This window comes from Sphingobium sp. LF-16 (assembly GCF_003711185.1).
GTDB classification, from domain to species: domain Bacteria; phylum Pseudomonadota; class Alphaproteobacteria; order Sphingomonadales; family Sphingomonadaceae; genus Sphingobium; species Sphingobium yanoikuyae_A.
This window is the reverse complement of the sequence record NZ_CP029335.1, coordinates 1,458,441-1,475,785: the sequence shown is the minus strand read 5'-3', so window position 1 is coordinate 1,475,785 and position 17,345 is coordinate 1,458,441. Positions and strand designations below refer to the sequence as shown.

The following is a 17,345-nucleotide window of genomic DNA, read 5'->3' as shown; positions in this document are numbered from 1 at the left end:
CGCCATATCCGCCGCCAAGATAGTGCGCCGAGCGGAGACTGGCATGAGCGATTATGATTTCGACCTTTTCGTCATCGGCGCAGGATCGGGCGGGGTGCGCGCGTCGCGCGTCGCCGCCGCGCATGGCGCAAAGGTCGCGGTGGCCGAGGAATTTCGCGTCGGCGGCACCTGCGTCATCCGCGGCTGCGTGCCCAAGAAGCTGCTCATCTATGGCGCCCATTTCGCCGAGGATCTGAAGGACGCCCGCCGTTTCGGCTGGAATGTGCCGGACTGCGGCTTTGAATGGGCGACGCTGCGCGACAATGTGCTGGCCGATGTCGACCGGCTGGAAGGACTCTACACCAACACGCTCAACAGCCATAAGGTCGAGCTGATCGCCGAGCGGGTGACGGTGACCGGACCGCATAGCGTGAAGCTCGCCAGCGGACGCGAGGTGACGGCCAAGGTCATCCTGGTCGCGACCGGCGCCTGGCCGCTGATCCCCGAGGTGGAGGGCGCAGAACATGGCATCACCTCCAACGAGGTGTTCCACCTGGACGAATGCCCCAAGCGCATCGTCATCGTCGGGGGCGGCTATATCGCGAATGAATTTGCCGGCATCTTCCACCAGTTCGGCAGCCATGTGACGATGGTCAACCGGGGTGGCACGCTGCTGCGCGGCTATGACGAGCAGATCCGCGACCGGCTGCTCCAGATTTCGACGATGAAGGGGATTAATTTCCGCTTCAACGCGCAGATGGAGAAGATCGAGAAGAAGGAGGATGGCACCTTGTGCGTCCACTTCAAGAATGGCGATCCGGTCGCGGCCGATATCGTGCTGTTCGCCACCGGTCGCCAACCGCACACCGACGGTCTGGGTCTGGAGAATGCCGGCGTCGAGATCGACGACAAGGGCGCGATCAAGGTCGACGAATATAGCCGCACCAGTTGCGAGAGCATCTACGCCGTGGGCGACGTCACCGATCGGCTGCAACTGACCCCGGTGGCGATCCGCGAGGGCCATGCCTTTGCCGACACCGTGTTCGGCAACAATCCGCGCACCGTCGACTATAGCTGCGTGCCGTCGGCCGTGTTCAGCCATCCGCCGCTGGCCGGCGTCGGCCTGACCGAAGCGCAGGCCAAGAACAAATATGGCACGGTGAAGGTCTATACCTCCGACTTCCGGCCGATGAAGAATGTGCTGGCCGGGCGCGACGAGCGGGCGCTCTACAAGATGGTCGTGGATGCGACCACCAACAAGGTGGTGGGCCTGCACATGATCGGCCCGGATGCGCCGGAAATCCTGCAGGCGGCGGCCGTCGCGGTGAAGGCGGGCCTCACCAAGCAGGATTTCGATGATACGGTCGCGCTGCACCCCAGCATGGCTGAAGAGCTGGTGCTGCTGAAGTAAAGGCGGAGAACCAAAAATCCGTTCGCTTCGAGCGTGTCGAGAAGCGCAGAGCGCTGCGCTTGCCGTTTCTCGACTTCGCTCGAAACGAACGGGCTTAGTTGTTGGCTACAAAGGTAATCACCAGCGCGTCGCGCCAGGCGGGCTGGGCGGGATCGACGGCGTGGATTTCGGTTACGCCGTGGAAGATGCGGTGGTCATCGATCAGCATCGCGTCGCCCGGTTGGGCCAGGGTGAATTCGCCCATCGGCGTGCCGTCAGCGGCGCCGATGCGGGTGACGCCCTCGCGCACGTTACGGCGTTCGACCAGCATCACGAAGACCCGATCAACGCCGTCGCGGTGCATGCCCTCGGGCGTGGGGCGGCCAAGCTCCCCCGGCTTCGCCTCGATGCGGAACTGGTGCATCTCGACATGCCAGTCGCCCGATGATGCCGGATCGAAATGGCCGACGCAAAAGGCGAGCAGCGCCTGCGTCACCGGCAGCGCGATCGTAGCGTCTTCGACGGGATCGAACCAGCGCTGCACGTCGCCGTTCAGCGGATTATAGTCGCGGCTCTGATAATGGGGCTGGTGCGGCTGGCGGATGAACTGGCCGGCGGCGCAGCGAAAGGTCGCGTGGCGGCGGCGGCGATAACGGCCGCCATCAGCCATGAAGAGGTCGGGGCCAAGATCGTCCCAGCTGCGGGCAAAGGGCGCCCAGTCGGCCGCGCCGATTTCCAGCTGGTGCAGCAGGCCGGCGCCGGCCAGGCGGGCATAGCCATCCTGTTCCAGCGCCTGGTCGATGGTGGGCAGGCAGTCCGTATCGCTCATTTCCATCCTCATAGGCAGAGGAGGAAACGAGCGACAGGGCCAGTTGCCACAAGCAGGATGCTAACTCCCGTTCGCTTCGAGCGAAGTCGAGAAGCGGCAAGCGCCGTGCTGCCGTTTCCCGACAAGCTCGAAACGAACGGACGTGGGTTTTTTAGTAGATGGTGGGCACCATGCCGCCTTCGACCTTGACCGCAGCGCCGTTGGTGGCGGCGGCCAGCGGGCTGGCGAGATAGGCGGTCATCGCACCGACCTCATCGGCTTCGATCAGCCGCTTGATCAGCGAAAGCGGGCGCAGCTTGGTGAAGAATTCAGCCTCGCGTTCGGTTTCGGACGCGTCCTTGTTCTCGACCACCGAGCGGATGAACTCGACAATGCCCTCCGAGCGGGTCGGGCCGGGCAGCACCGAATTGACGGTGACGCCGGTACCGCGCGTATGTTCGGCCAGGCCGCGTGAAATGGCGAGCTGGGCCGACTTGGTCATGCCATAATGGATCATCTCGGCGGGCGGCAGCAGGCCGCTTTCGCTGGCGATGAAGAGGATGCGGCCCCAGTTCTTTTCGAGCATCTTCGGAAAATAATGGCGGGCGAGGCGGGCGCCGCTCACCACATTGACCTCGAACAGATGATGCCAGTCCGCGTCCGTGATGTCGGTGAAGTCCTTGGCCTCATAGATGCCGAGATTATTGACCAGGATGTCGATGTCCGGGACGGCGGCGATCAGCGCGTCGGCACCCGCGGCGGTCGCGGGATCGGCCAGTACCGGGCGGATGGTGCCGGCCTGCGACAATTCGGCGGCGGCAGCGTCCAGCTTGGCCTGGTTGCGGCCGGTGATGACGACCTCGACCCCTTCCTCAGCCAGGCGCTTGGCGATGGCGAAGCCGATGCCGGCAGTCGATCCGGTGACGAGGGCGGTCTTGCCCGAAAGCTGAAGATCCACGATGAATTCCTCTGAAAGTGACAGCGAAGTTGACAGCAAGATAGAGCATTTTGCATTGATGATTAGATTGCACTTTCGCATTTCAGAAGTGATTTGAAATCATGGATAACCGGTTCGGCGACATCGAAACCTTCCTGATGGTGGCGGGTGAAGGCAGTCTGGCGGCGGCGGCCAAGGCTTTGCGCCTGACGCCATCGGCGGTCAGCCGGTCGGTCGCGCGGCTGGAACAAAGGCTGGGCGTCACCCTGCTGCGGCGGACGACGCGGGCGCTGGCGCTCACGCCGGAAGGCGTCACCTATCGCGACCGTATGGCGGTGCTGCTGGGCGACATGATGGCGCTGGAGGCGGGGCTGGGCGAGGATCGCACGGCGCCGCGCGGGCTGTTGCGGATCAACGCTTCGCCCTCCTTCGGCATCGAATGCCTGATCCCGATCCTGCCCGGCTTCCGTGACCTCTATCCGGCGGTGACGGTGGACCTGACCCTGTCCGACACGATCGTCGATCTGGTCGAGGAGCGGGCCGATATCGCCATCCGTATCGGCCCGCTGCGCGACACCAGCCTGCGCGCGAAGAAGCTGGGCCATAGCGCGATGGTGCTGGTGGCCAGCCCCGCCTATCTCGCCCGGCGCGGCACGCCGCAGACGCCGGACGATCTGGACGATCATGACTGCCTGCGCTTCAGCTTCCGCCGCTCGATCGACGGCTGGCCGTTCCGCATCCGCGGAAAGCTGGTGCAGCGGCCGGTGCAGGGCAGCTTCTACGGCAATTCAGGCGAAGTGGTGCGGCAGATGGCGGTCGCTGGCGGTGGCATCGCCCGGCACGGCCATTTCCATGTCGCGAGCGACATCAGGGCGGGGCGATTGGTCGAAGTGCTGGCCGACTATAATCCCGGCGATGGCGAGGATATCCATGCGCTCTATGCGGCGGAAGATCGCACGGCGGCGCGGGTGCGTGCGTTTCTCGACTATCTGGACGGGGCGATGCCCGTGGTGGGTTGAAGGGGCGCCCGCGGGTGCCGGCGCCCCTTCGTCCGGTCAAAAGGCCACGACCATCGACCCGCTGATCGCGCGGGGCGAGCCGAGATAGGCGGTGGTGGCGGTGCTGGTGAGGCCGGTGCCCGAATAGCCGATATAGACCTTGTCGAACAGGTTGGTGACGTTGAGCTGGAAGAAGGTCTTCTTGAGGCCCCATCGCTCCAGCGAGAAGCGGGCATCGAGATCGACCAGCGTATAGCCGGGCAGTTTCACCGTGTTGATGTCGTTGACATAGCGTTCGCCGGTCCGCTTGATCTGGAGGCCGAGGTCGACCGGGCCGAGCGTGCCCTGGATGCGGCTGCCCAGCGTGTAGACCGGCGCGCCGGCCTCGCGCTTGCCGGCGGTTGCGGCATAGGTGCTGGCGCCGGTCTGGACATCGTCCTTGATCTCCGACTTGAGGTAGGAGCCGAAGACGTAGAGCATCAGATCCTTGACCGGACGCACCGCGACGCTGCCGTCGACGCCATATTTGTCGACGCGCCCGAGGTTGCGGGTCACGCTGCAATCGCAATCGGCGTCATAGGCGGTCGCCAGGCGGTTGTTGTAGCGGGTGTACCAGCCCGAGAGCTGCGCCTGAACGATGCCGGACTGATAGCGCAGGCCAAGGTCGAACGCGTCGGAGGTTTCCGGCTTGGGATTGCCCGAGCTGGAGCCTTCGTCGAAATAGAGCGCGCCATAGAGCGCGTCGGTGCCGGGTACGGACAGGTTCTTGGCATAGCTGGTGAAGACGCTGGCCTTGCTGGTGAACTTGTAGGTGACGCCAAGGTTCGGCAGCAGCTTGTTATAGTCGAACTTGCGCGACTGCGGCGCGGCATAGGCGCTGTTGGCGGCAAGCTGGGCATCGATGCCGGCTTGGGTCGCCGGGCAGTTGACGTTGCCCGATGCGTCGGTGGTGACGCAATATTGATTGAGGTCGCGGCTGAAGAAGGGCATGCGCGCGCCCAGCAGCAGGATGACCTGATCGTCGAGATAGGAACCGCGATATTCGCCCGAAATCTGGTTCAGCGTGGCATAGGATAGCCGGTTGCGCTTCTGCACGACATTGCCGTCGGCATCGACGATCGGATTGTTGATCGGGAAGACATCGACCGGATCGCCATTGGCCTCCAGATAGCCGGCCTCGCCGGTCTGGCGATGGCGGGCGCGGTCATAGGTGTAGGACAGGCGCAGGCGATTGTCGGGGTCGATATCGTAGGACAGGTTGGCGATCACGCCATAGCGTTTGGTCACGGTCTGGCTGGGTGACAGGACGCGCACGAAATCCTGCGTGTCGCCATCGCCATTCAGGTCCACGCCGCCGACATAATAATATTGGGTCGAGCTGCTGGTGGCGGTGTTGCGGCTGTCCTTGAGATAATAGCCGCCCGTGTTGCCGTCGGCACTGGCGCCTTCATAGGCATAGGATGTGCCGCCGCCATTGGCCTTGGTATATTGGAAGCTGGGATCGACCGTCAGCGTGAGGCCATTCGCCAGGGTGAAGCGCGAATTGAGCCGGACATTGCCGGTGTTGGACGGGTTGTAGCGCCGCTCGAACGCCGAACCGCAGCTATTGGCATAGTCGGTGACGCCGGTCTGCGGCGTGTCCACGGTGCAGGTCGCGGTGTCGTAGAAGCGGCCGTCGGTCGTGCCGGGGAAGGTCGCGGTGGTATAGGTCGAACCGTTGAAGGTGTTGCGGTTCTGGTTGTAATGGCCCGCCAGTGCGATGAAGTCGCCATTGCTGCCGATCGGCTGGTAGATCTTGCCATTATATTGCTGTTTATCAACGCCGCCATAATTGGTGTAGGTCGACTTGTTGGTCGCGCGCGAGGCGGAGAACCAGGCCTTGGTGCCGAACGGCGTGAACACGCCGGTCTGGAACATGCCGAAGATGCGGTGATAGGCGCGATCATCGTCATTGCCGCGGGCGACGATATTGCCATAGCTGGCGCTGATCATCGCGCCCATCTCGTCCGATGGCATCAGCGAGCGGATGTTGATCGTGCCGCCGGCGGCCGAAGCGGTCGGGCTGTCGACGTCGGTGGAGCCCAGGCTGACGGTTGCCGCCTCGATGATTTCCGGGTCGAGCTGCTGGTTGGTGTAGAGCGCGTAATTGCCCGAGTCATTGAGCGGTATGCCGTCGATCGTCTGCGACACGCGGTCGGAGCTGAATCCGCGCACGGTGAAGCTGCCGCCCAGCGATCCCCAGGGGTCCTGGTTGGAGAAGCTGACGCCGGGCACCAGGTTCAGCGTTTCGTTGATCGCCTGGCCGGGGCGCTGGCGGGCGATGATCTCCTGGTCGAGCATGACCTTGGCCTTGGGCGTTTCGGGAATCTTGACGCCGCCCACGCTCTGGTCGCCCTGCGCACCGGTGACGATGATGCTGTCCTCGAAATCCTGCGAGCCGGTCGATTGCGCGAGCGCGATCGTCGGCGCAGCCGCCACGACCAGCGCGGCGCTGCACATCAATAGCTGTTTCATTGACCCGAAATCCCTTTTTACCATGTGCGACAAGGGTGCCGATTATCTGTTCTGGCACCGAGCTGTCCGTGACAGTCCCGCCCTGCAACTGGGATTTCGCTATGACAATTTTGTTAAAAGTGACACGACATATAAGTGAATTATATTTCAATATACTGCACGATCTTCATGGTTGAAGATGAGTATTGAAATGTAAAAGTAATGTCGGATTTTATTTCGGATTTTCGTGTAATTATTACTTCGTGTCAGCCGATCCAGTAGGGCACGATCTGGCGATTGTCGGGGTCGACATGGATCGGGCGGTCGGCGGGCGGGAAGGCGCGCTGGTCGCAGCTCTGGCGCGAGCAGAGGCGGCAGGTGATGCCGATCGGCGTCGCGGCGCCTTCCTCCTGCAGATGCAGGCCGTCGGCATAGACGAAATTGGCCGCATGGGCGACCTCGCAGCCCAGCACTACGGCGAAACGGCGCGGGGTGCGCTTGTAGCTGCCGGACGGCTTCACCAGCCCCTTGGCCATCGAGACATAGCGCACGCCGTCGGGGGTCTCGCCAAGCTGCACATTGATGCGGTCGGGCACGGCCACCGCCTCATGCACGTTCCACAGCGGGCAGGCGCCGCCGAAGCGCGCGAATTGCAGCCGGGTGGCGCTGTGGCGCTTGGTGATGTTGCCGGCCATGTCGACCCGGCAGAAGAAGAAGGGGATGCCGCGCAGGCCCGGCCGCTGCAGTGTGGACAGGCGGTGGCAGGCCTGTTCGAAACTGACGCCGAAGGTGCGGGCCAGCCGGTCGATATCATGGCGCATCGTCCGTGCCGCCTCGCGGAAGGGGGCGTAGGGCATGAGCAGTGCGCCGGCGGCATAATTGCCAAGGCCGATGGCGAGCAGCCGGTCGGCGCCGGTGACCGGCAGCCCGGCCTTGCGCACCACATCGGCGATCACCGCCTGCCCCTCCAGCATCATCAGCTGGTGCGCCAGCATGAACTTGCGGCTTTCGGTCGGCAGGGCGGCGTTGATGAACAATTGCCGGTCGGCGGCGCGATAGGCGCGCAGCGCGCTGTCGGGTGTCTCGGCGATCAGCGTCTCGATGCCGTGGCGGCGGGCGAGCGCCTCGACCAGCATCCCTTCGTCCAGCACCTGGCCCTGGGCAAAGCTTTCGGCCATCTCCTCGGCCAGGCAGTCGAGGCTATGGACATAATTGCCCGCCTCGTGAAACCAGTCGCGCGCCGCTTCCCAGGGCAGGCGGGCCTGCACCTCATGATCGTTGGCGATCGCCTCCTCGATCATGTTGATCCGCTCATTGGCGCGCATATGGGCGTTGTAGAGATCGACATAGCGGGCCGCGAACTCGGGGAATTGCAAATGCAGCTTCTCGATCCGTTCCGGCTCCAGCGCCGGGCCGGGCAGTTCGGGATGGGACAGGGCAAAGGCGAAGGCGCCCAGCAATTGCTCGTCCTCGCGGCTGTCGAAACTGGCCCAGTCGGTGGGAAAGGCATTGGCGAGCGCGGCCTTGACCTTGGCGGTCAGCGGGCGATCGTCATTTTCCATTTGGCTGAGATAGGATACGGATATGCCCAGTGCCTGCGCCATGGTCGCCTGGTCCATGCGATGGTCCAGGCGCAGCTGGCGCAGGCGTGGACCTGCGAATATACGATTGCCGCGTGCCATAATCCTTACCCTAATTTGCGAAGTCGCGATTTGCAAATTGGCAAATTTACATTTGCGAACTTTGTGTGCGGCTGGGTAGGGGAAGGGCAAGGCGGCGTCGGCCAAGCTATGGACGCCACGAATTTGGAGAGAAGCCTTTCATGTCGAAGCTCGCCATCATCGAACAGCTGGAAGCCAAGCGCGAGGGCGCCCGCATGGGCGGCGGCCAGCGCCGCATCGACGCGCAGCATGGCAAGGGCAAGCTGACCGCGCGGGAGCGGATCGAAGTGCTGCTGGACGAGGACAGCTTTGAAGAGCTGGACATGTATGTCGAGCATAACTGCATCGATTTCGGCATGGACGAACAGCATATTCCGGGCGACGGCGTCGTCACCGGATCGGGCACGATCAACGGCCGGCTCGTCTATGTCTTCAGCCAGGACTTCACCGTTTATGGCGGTGCGGTGTCGGAACGGCACGCGATGAAGATCTGCAAGATCATGGATATCGCGATGAAGGTCGGGGCGCCGGTGATTGGCCTCAACGACAGCGGCGGCGCGCGCATCCAGGAGGGTGTCGCCTCGCTCGCCGGCTATGCCGAGATTTTCCAGCGCAATGTGCTGGCGTCGGGCGTGGTGCCGCAGATCAGCGTCATCATGGGGCCGTGCGCGGGCGGCGCGGTCTATTCGCCGGCGATGACCGACTTCATCTTCATGGTGAAGGACAGCAGCTTCATGTTCGTAACCGGGCCGGACGTGGTCAAGACCGTTACCAACGAGGTGGTGACCCAGGAGGAACTGGGCGGCGCGATTACCCACACGACCAAGTCGGGCGTGGCGGACGTGGCGTTCGAGAACGACATCGAAGCGTTGCTGGCGGTGCGCGATTTCGTCGACTTCCTGCCCGCGTCCAACAAGGAACCGGTGCCCGAGCGGCCGAGCGCGGACCCGTGGGACCGGCTGGAGGACAGCCTCGACACGCTGATCCCGGCCAATGCCAACCAGCCCTATGACATGCACGAACTGATCCGCAAGGTGGTGGACGAAGGCGACTTCTTCGAGGTGCAGCCGGCGCATGCGGGCAATATCCTGTGCGGTTTCGGCCGGATCGAGGGCAAGACGGTGGGCATCATCGCCAACCAGCCGATGGTGCTGGCCGGCGTGCTGGACATCAACTCGTCCAAGAAGGCCGGCCGGTTCGTGCGCTTCTGCGATGCGTTCGAGATCCCGATCGTCACCTTCGTCGACGTGCCGGGCTTCCTGCCGGGCACCGCGCAGGAGCATAGCGGCATCATCAAGCATGGCGCGAAACTGCTGTTCGCCTATGCCGAGGCGACCGTGCCGAAGATCACCGTCATCACCCGCAAGGCCTATGGCGGCGCCTATGACGTGATGAGTTCCAAGCATCTGCGCGGCGACTTGAACTATGCCTGGCCGACCGCCGAGATTGCGGTGATGGGCGCCAAGGGCGCGGTCGAGATCATCTTCCGCGGCAAGACGCCCGAAGAGATTGCCGAGAAGACCAAGGAATATGAAGACCGCTTCGCCAACCCCTTCGTGGCGGCGAGCAAGGGCTTCATCGACGAGGTGATCCAGCCCCACTCGACCCGCAAGCGGATCGCGCTGGGCCTGCGCAAGCTCAGGAACAAGAGCCTCGAAAATCCGTGGAAGAAGCACGACAATATTCCGCTCTAAATAACGACGTCATCCCCGCGAAAGCGGGGATCCATCCCCCGACATTGCTTCTTGGGGATGGGTTGGGAGATGGGTTCCCGCTTTCGCGGGAATGACGATATTGGGAATGATGTTATGAAACTCGGCCGTCTCAACCATATCGGCATCGCGACGCCTTCGCTGGCGGCGAGCCTGGCCTATTATCGCGACATCATGGGCGCGACGCTGACGCACGAACCGTTCGACCTGCCGGCGCAGGGGGTGAAGGTGTGCTTCGTCGACACGCCGGGCGAGGGCGGCACAGCGGGCACGCAGATCGAGCTGATCGAGCCGCTGGGCGAGAACAGCCCGATCCATGGCTTCATCGCCAAGAACCCGGCCGGCGGGCAGCATCATATGTGCTATGAAGTGCCCGACATCCACGAGGCCAAGGCCTGGTTCGAGGGGCTGGGCAAGAAGGTACTCGGCGAACCGCGCATCGGGGCGCATGGCACGCCGATCTTCTTCGTCCACCCCAAGGACATGAACGGGGTGCTGACCGAGATCATGGAGACGCCGAAGGACGGCGCGCACTGACATCTCCCCTCCCGCAAGCGGGAGGGGCAGCGAGACTTGGCGGCTTTGCCGCCTAGTCGCAGCGGGGTGGGCACGGGACAGCCCACTCCAACTTCGGCTAGCCAACAAGTTGGCAAGCCTGCGTATCCTCTCCCGCCTGCGGGAGAGGAATAAGGTAGGGACTAGGATGACCGAGAAGCCGACATTGGACCAGTGGGCAGCCGCTGCCGCCAAGGAAGTGAAGGGCAAGGATCTGAACTGGGATACCCCCGAAGGTATCACGGTGAAGCCGCTTTACACGGCCGATGACGTCAGCGTCGATCCCGGCCTGCCCGGCTTCGCGCCCTTCACCCGCGGCGTGCGTGCGTCCATGTATGCGGGGCGGCCCTGGACCATCCGCCAATATGCGGGCTTCTCGACCGCCGAGGAATCCAACGCCTTCTATCGCCGCAACCTGGCCGCTGGGCAGAAGGGCCTCAGCGTCGCCTTCGACCTCGCCACCCATCGCGGCTATGACAGCGACCATCCCCGCGTCGTCGGCGATGTCGGCAAGGCGGGCGTGGCGATCGACACGATCGAGGACATGAAGATCCTGTTCGACGGCATTCCGCTCGACAAGATGAGCGTATCGATGACCATGAACGGCGCGGTCATCCCGATCCTGGCCTTCTTCATCGTCGCGGGCGAGGAACAGGGGGTCGAGCGCAAATTGCTCGACGGGACCATTCAGAACGACATTCTGAAGGAGTTCATGGTCCGCAACACCTATATCTACCCGCCCGAACCCTCGATGCGGATCATCTCCGACATTTTCGGCTACACCTCGCGCGAGATGCCCAAGTTCAACAGCATCTCCATTTCCGGCTATCATATGCAGGAAGCCGGCGCGACGCAGGTGCAGGAACTGGCCTTCACCATCGCCGATGGCGCGGAATATGTGCGCTATGGCGTGGCGAGCGGCCTCGACATCGACAAGTTTGCCGGGCGCCTCAGCTTCTTCTTCGCGATCGGCATGAACTTCTTCATGGAGATCGCCAAGCTGCGCGCCGCGCGCGTGCTGTGGCATCGCGTCATGACCAAGCTCGGCGCGCAGGATGAGCGCAGCAAGATGCTGCGCACCCATTGCCAGACATCGGGCGTCTCGCTGACCGAGCAAGACCCTTATAATAACGTCATGCGCACCACGATCGAGGCGATGGCGGCGATGCTGGGCGGCACCCAGTCGCTCCACACCAATGCGCTGGACGAAGCGATTGCGCTGCCGACGGACTTTTCCGCCCGCATCGCGCGCAACACGCAGATCGTGATCCAGGAAGAGACCGGCATGTGCAATGTCGTCGATCCGCTGGGCGGCAGCTATTATATCGAGGCGCTGACCCAGCAACTGGTCGACGCCGCGCAGGAAATCATCGACCGCGTGGAAAGCGAAGGCGGCATGGCCAAGGCCGTGGGCGCAGGCTGGCCCAAGGCGATGATCGAAACAGCCGCCGCCGCCCGTCAGGCCCGCGTCGACCGGGGCGAGGACGTCATCGTCGGCGTCAACAAATATCGCCTGGCGAACGAAGACCTGCTCGAAACGCTGGAAGTCGACAACACCAAGGTCCGCGAGGCGCAGATCGCCCGCATCAACCGGGTGAAGGCGCAGCGCGACGAGGATGCCTGCCAGGCTGCGCTCCAGTCGCTGCGCGATGCCGCCGCCGCGCCGCAGTCGATCGAGACCAATCTCCTGGCCCATGCCGTCGAGTGCGCCCGCGCCCGCGCCACGCTCGGCGAAATCTCTGCCGCCATGGAGGACAGCTTCAACCGCTATGGCACGCAGCCGACGCCGGTGAAGGGTGTCTATGGCGCGCCCTACAAGGATGACAGCCGCTGGAAACAGGTTCTCGACGGGGTGCAGGCCGTCGAACGGCGCCTCGGTCGCAAGCCCAAACTCCTCGTCGCCAAGATGGGGCAGGATGGGCACGACCGGGGCGCCAACATCATCGCCTCGGCTTTCGGCGACATGGGCTTCGATGTCGTGTCCGGGCCTTTGTTCCAGACGCCGGAGGAAACGGTGGTGCTGGCGCTCGACAGCGGCGTGGACGTGGTCGGCGCGTCGTCGCTCGCCGCCGGGCACAAGACGCTGATCCCCGAACTCATCAACCGGCTGCGCGAAAAGGGACGCAGCGACATCAAGGTGATCGCCGGCGGCGTCATCCCGCCGCAGGATTATGACTATCTTCGTGACGCAGGGGTTCAGGGCATTTATGGGCCGGGTTCCAATGTCGTGGAGTGCGCCGCCGATGTGCTGCGCCTGCTCGGCCACAACATGCCCCCGGTGGGGCTAGAGGAAGCTGCGTAAATGAATACCCCCTGCACCCTGACCGCCCGCAACGACTGGACGCGGGAGGAAATCGCCGCGCTGTTCGACCTGCCGTTTGGCGACCTGATGTTCGAAGCGCAGTCGATCCACCGCGCGAACTTCCCGCGCAACGAGGTGCAGCTGTCCACCCTGTTGTCGATCAAGACCGGCGGCTGTCCGGAGGATTGCGGCTATTGCAATCAGTCGGCCTCGGCGGAAAGCGGGCTCAAAGCCGAAAAGCTGATGAGCGTGCAAGCGGTGATGCAGGCGGCGGCGCAGGCGAAGGACGCGGGCAGCTCGCGCTTCTGCATGGGTGCGGCCTGGCGCAACCCCAAGGACCGCGACATGCCCGCCATCGTCGAGATGGTGAAGGGCGTGCGCCAGATGGGCATGGAAACCTGCATGACGCTGGGGATGCTGAGCGAAAGCCAGGCGGATATGCTGGCGGAAGCCGGGCTCGATTATTACAACCATAATATCGACACCTCGCCCGAACATTATGAGAAGGTCATCACCACCCGGACCTTTGACGATCGTCTGGTGACGCTGGAAAATGTCCGCAATTCGGGCATCAATGTCTGCTCGGGCGGCATCGTCGGCATGGGCGAGGCCCGCGAGGATCGCGTCGGCTTCCTCCATGCGCTGGCCGTGCTGCCGGTCCATCCGCAGAGCGTGCCGATCAACGCCCTGGTTCCGGTCAAGGGCACGGTGCTGGGCAATATGCTGGCCGACACACCGCTCGCCAAGATTGACGAGATCGAGTTCGTGCGCACCGTCGCGGTCGCGCGGATCGTGATGCCCGAAAGCATGGTGCGCCTGTCGGCCGGCCGCGAGAGCATGTCGGATAGCTGTCAGGCGCTCTGCTTCATGGCCGGCGCGAACAGCATCTTCACCGGCGACAAGCTGCTGACCACCGCCAATGCCGGCGACAATGCCGATGCGGCGCTGTTCGCCAAGCTGGGCGTCGTGCCGATGCAGGCCGAAGTGAAGGTTGAACTGGAGGCGGCTGAGTGACGAAACCCGGCGGCCGCAAGATCATGCTCTTCGTGGTGCTCAGTATCGCATACTGGGCCATCGCGTCGATCATGATCGCGATGGCCGCCATTCGAGTGTGTGGCATAACGCCGGATGCGGCTGAAGCCTGCGATACGACGTCGATCGCCATTGTGATGGCAATCGCCTTTGCCTTGTTTGCTGGCTTGTCGATGCTTTTCTTCAAGGCGCGGTTGTCGGGAGTGGATGAATGATCGCGCGTTCGCCCACCTTCGTCACCCCGGCCTTGAGCCGGGGTCCCGCTTCTTCTTTGCCGTCGCGCGGGAAGAAAGCGGGATGCCGGATCAAGTCCGGCATGACGGGTGTGGGTGAGGTTGCGGTGACGAAATGAGCTATCAGTCGTCTACCGCTGTAAATGCCAGATGGGCTTTGACTTTTCTGCTGCTGGTTTGGGCTTTGGCAAATGGTGGTCCAGCCATTGCTGTTTTCGCCGAGCGCGCTTTTGATCCTTTGAACTGGCGCTTGAATGAGATGGAGCCTATTTTCCGCAATTCGCGCACTTGGGGAGGATACTGGGCACTGGGCTCTGTAGTTTCGACTGCCATAGTTGCCGTTCCAATCGCCTGCATCGCGCTCCTGCGCAAACCAGACGGTGAAACTAGGTCGCTTAGAATGAGCGCGTTTCTTACTCTGGCAATTTGGTTCGCCCTTTTTGGCATTCTCTATTTTTCGATGGAGTTTGGTGGGCAAATGCGGCCGATGAGCGATCCGCTTTGCCTTGGTGTGGAAACACCCGGACCGGACAATTGTGACGTGAACGGCGCCAACTTCTTCATGCTGGCTCTCCCAACGATCAACGCGATCGTTTCGGCGACGCTGCTCACTTTTACATGGTTTATATATAGGCGAGAGAGCGAAACCTAAATGGCAATCACCAAGATCCTGATCGCGAACCGTGGCGAAATTGCGTGCCGTGTCATGCGGACGGCCAAGAAGATGGGCATCAAGACCGTCGCGGTCTATTCCGATGCCGACGCCCGCGCGCCGCATGTGCTGATGGCCGATGAAGCCGTCCATATCGGCCCGCCGCCCGCCGCCCAGTCCTATCTGCTGGCCGACAAGATCATCGAAGCGTGCAAGGCGACCGGCGCCGATGCGGTGCATCCGGGCTATGGCTTCCTCTCCGAGCGCGAGAGCTTCCGCAAGGCGCTCGACGCCGAGGGCATCATCTTCGTCGGCCCGCCCGCCAATGCCATCGCCGCCATGGGCGACAAGATCGAATCCAAGAAGCTGGCGATGGAAGCGGGCGTCAATGTCGTCCCTGGCTTTGTCGGCGTGATCGACGACACCGAACATGCCGTCCGCATCTCCAACGAGATCGGCTATCCGGTGATGATGAAGGCATCGGCCGGCGGCGGCGGCAAGGGGATGCGCCTTGCCTATAGCGAACAGGATGTCCGCGAAGGCTTTGAGGCGACCAAGCGCGAGGGCCTCAACAGCTTTGGCGACGACCGCGTCTTCATCGAGAAGTTCATCGAAAGCCCGCGCCATATCGAAATTCAGGTGCTGGGCGACCAGCATGGCAATATCGTTTACCTCAACGAACGCGAATGCTCGATCCAGCGCCGCCATCAGAAGGTCGTCGAGGAAGCGCCGTCGCCCTTCGTCAGCCCCGAAATGCGCAAGAAGATGGGCGAGCAGTGCGTCGCCCTGGCCCGCGCGGTCGGATACTTCAGCGCCGGCACGGTCGAACTGATCGTCAGCGGCGAGGACAAGACCGGCGACGGCTTCTATTTCCTCGAAATGAACACGCGGCTTCAGGTCGAGCATCCCGTCACCGAGGAAATCACCGGCGTCGATCTGGTCGAACAGATGATCCGCGTCGCCAATGGCGAGAAGCTGAGCTTCACGCAGGCCGACGTGAAGATCAACGGCTGGTCGATCGAGAACCGTGTCTATGCCGAAGACCCTTATCGCGGCTTCCTGCCGTCGACCGGCCGCCTGATCCGCTACAACCCGCCCGAAACCGGCACGGATGAGAGCGGCGCGCTGATCCGCGTGGATGATGGCGTGCAGGAAGGCGGCGAGGTGTCGATCTTCTACGATCCGATGATCGCCAAGCTGATCACCTGGGCGCCCACGCGCCTCGAAGCCATCGACAAGCAGATCGAGGCGCTCGACAAGTTCGAGATCGAGGGGCCGGGCCACAATATCGATTTCGTGTCCGCGCTGATGCAGCATGAGCGCTTCCGCTCGGGCAATATCACCACCGGCTTCATCGCCGAGGAATATCCTGAAGGCTTCACCGGCGCGCCCGCGTCGGCGGAATTGCTCCAGCGCCTGTCCGCGATCGGCGCCTTCGCCGCCATGGCACAGGCCGACCGCGCCCGTCGATGCGACGGGCAGCTTGGCAAGCGCCTTAGCCCCCCGACTGGCTGGCAGGTGAAGATCGGCGACGCCATCCATGATGTCGTGATCGACGGCGACGAAGTGACGGTCGATGGCGAGAGCCTCGACATGGCGCTGGAATATACGCCGGGCGATCGCCTGATTGAGGCGGAGTTTGGCGAGGAACAACTGGCGGTGCGGATTGCGCCGGTGCGGTCGGGCTTCGTGCTGACGGCCCATGGCGCCAGCCACAAGCTGCGCATCCTGCCGGCCCACGCCGCGCCCTATGCCGCGCACATGATCGAAAAGATCCCGCCCGATCTGTCGAAATATCTGATCTGCCCGATGCCCGGCCTGCTGGTCGCGCTGAACGTCAAGCAGGGCGACAAGGTCGAGATCGGCCAGCCGCTCGCCGTGATCGAGGCGATGAAGATGGAAAATATCCTGCGCGCCGGCAAGGCGGGCACGGTCAAGAGCGTGTCCGCCGCCCAGGGCGAAAGCCTGCCGGTCGACGCGGTGATCCTGGAACTGGAATAAGGCTCGCTTCCACCGTCACCTTGGCGAAAGCTGGGATCTCACATCTCTTTTGCGATGGCGTTGAAAGAAAAGTGGGATTCCAGCTTTCGCTGGAATAACGGGAATGGTTTGATGGCGCCATGCACCTGACCCACGACCCCAGCGCCCCCGCCGCCGACCCGATCGGCTTCGACGATTTCCTGAAGGTGGACATCCGCGTCGGCACGATCGTCTCGGCCGAGCCCTATCCCGAGGCGCGCAAGCCCGCCTACAAGCTGCTGATCGATTTCGGCCCGACGATCGGCCAGAAGAAATCGAGCGCCCAGATCACCGAAAACCACGCGCTGGAAGACCTGCCCGGCCGCCAGGTCGCCGCCGTAGTCAATTTCCCGCTGCGCCAGATCGGCAAGTTCATGTCGGAAGTGCTGACCCTGGGCTTCGCCGACGCGGCCGGCGCCGTCATGCTGTTCGCGCCCGACAGGCCCGTGCCGAACGGTTCGCGACTGTTCTGAACCTGTCCTACAAGGGCCGAGCCATGTTAGGCAGTCGGCATGGCGGCTATGCGCGTGCTGTTGGAAATTTCCTTTCCCGTTGGCGCATGAAGATGTCAAAA

The 17,345-nt window shown here is 63.1% G+C and carries 14 protein-coding genes; 10 read left to right on the top strand and 4 right to left on the bottom strand.

Annotated elements, in window-relative coordinates; genetic code table 11:
• The first annotated feature begins 43 nt into the window (after positions 1-43).
• Entirely contained in the window at positions 44-1,390 is a 1,347-nt protein-coding gene (gene gor / locus DIZ22_RS06900) for a glutathione-disulfide reductase (protein ID WP_048937130.1), read from the top strand.
• 94 nt (positions 1,391-1,484) lie between these two features.
• Here gor and DIZ22_RS06895 read toward each other — a convergent pair whose 3' ends face one another.
• Both DIZ22_RS06895 and DIZ22_RS06890 read right to left on the bottom strand, forming a co-directional pair.
• Complete coding sequence (locus tag DIZ22_RS06895; protein WP_048937248.1) at positions 1,485-2,198, bottom strand: 2OG-Fe dioxygenase family protein; 714 nt, start codon at positions 2,196-2,198, stop codon at positions 1,485-1,487.
• Between the two features lie 151 nt (positions 2,199-2,349).
• Entirely contained in the window at positions 2,350-3,135 is a 786-nt protein-coding gene (locus DIZ22_RS06890; protein ID WP_048937129.1) for an SDR family oxidoreductase, read from the bottom strand.
• Between the two features lie 101 nt (positions 3,136-3,236).
• Between DIZ22_RS06890 and DIZ22_RS06885 the strand changes: the two genes are divergently transcribed.
• Positions 3,237-4,133, top strand: a complete 897-nt coding sequence (locus DIZ22_RS06885; RefSeq protein WP_048937128.1) for a LysR family transcriptional regulator — start codon at positions 3,237-3,239, stop codon at positions 4,131-4,133.
• A gap of 36 nt (positions 4,134-4,169) precedes the next feature.
• Here DIZ22_RS06885 and DIZ22_RS06880 read toward each other — a convergent pair whose 3' ends face one another.
• Both DIZ22_RS06880 and DIZ22_RS06875 read right to left on the bottom strand, forming a co-directional pair.
• Positions 4,170-6,626, bottom strand: coding sequence for a TonB-dependent receptor (locus tag DIZ22_RS06880; protein ID WP_240626823.1), 2,457 nt, complete (start codon positions 6,624-6,626; stop codon positions 4,170-4,172).
• Between the two features lie 245 nt (positions 6,627-6,871).
• On the bottom strand, positions 6,872-8,287 hold the full coding sequence (locus tag DIZ22_RS06875; RefSeq protein WP_010338815.1) for a helix-turn-helix transcriptional regulator: 1,416 nt from the start codon (positions 8,285-8,287) through the stop codon (positions 6,872-6,874).
• 140 nt (positions 8,288-8,427) lie between these two features.
• On the opposite strand from DIZ22_RS06875, the gene DIZ22_RS06870 reads away from it, so the two are divergent.
• The 8 genes from DIZ22_RS06870 to DIZ22_RS06835 all read left to right on the top strand — a co-directional run bounded on the left by DIZ22_RS06870 (position 8,428) and on the right by DIZ22_RS06835 (position 17,244).
• On the top strand, positions 8,428-9,960 hold the full coding sequence (locus DIZ22_RS06870) for an acyl-CoA carboxylase subunit beta (protein ID WP_048937126.1): 1,533 nt from the start codon (positions 8,428-8,430) through the stop codon (positions 9,958-9,960).
• Between the two features lie 114 nt (positions 9,961-10,074).
• On the top strand, positions 10,075-10,515 hold the full coding sequence (gene mce, locus DIZ22_RS06865; RefSeq protein WP_048937125.1) for a methylmalonyl-CoA epimerase: 441 nt from the start codon (positions 10,075-10,077) through the stop codon (positions 10,513-10,515).
• A gap of 166 nt (positions 10,516-10,681) precedes the next feature.
• Positions 10,682-12,835: a methylmalonyl-CoA mutase gene (scpA, locus tag DIZ22_RS06860; protein ID WP_122928060.1), complete on the top strand. Its 2,154-nt coding sequence runs from the start codon at positions 10,682-10,684 to the stop codon at positions 12,833-12,835.
• Positions 12,836-13,849 (top strand): biotin synthase BioB, encoded by a 1,014-nt coding sequence (bioB, locus tag DIZ22_RS06855; protein WP_004207227.1) that lies wholly within the window; start codon positions 12,836-12,838, stop codon positions 13,847-13,849.
• On the top strand, positions 13,846-14,082 hold the full coding sequence (locus DIZ22_RS06850) for a hypothetical protein (protein WP_048937123.1): 237 nt from the start codon (positions 13,846-13,848) through the stop codon (positions 14,080-14,082). The genes bioB and DIZ22_RS06850 overlap by 4 nt, the downstream gene beginning before the upstream one ends.
• A 133-nt stretch (positions 14,083-14,215) precedes the next feature.
• A complete protein-coding gene (locus tag DIZ22_RS21715) occupies positions 14,216-14,752 on the top strand; it encodes a hypothetical protein (protein ID WP_137405177.1) in 537 nt (178 codons plus the stop codon).
• Complete coding sequence (locus DIZ22_RS06840) at positions 14,753-16,753, top strand: acetyl/propionyl/methylcrotonyl-CoA carboxylase subunit alpha (RefSeq protein WP_048937121.1); 2,001 nt, start codon at positions 14,753-14,755, stop codon at positions 16,751-16,753.
• A 119-nt stretch (positions 16,754-16,872) separates the two neighbouring features.
• Positions 16,873-17,244 (top strand): tRNA-binding protein, encoded by a 372-nt coding sequence (locus DIZ22_RS06835; RefSeq protein ID WP_048937120.1) that lies wholly within the window; start codon positions 16,873-16,875, stop codon positions 17,242-17,244.
• Positions 17,245-17,345: the final 101 nt, after the last annotated feature.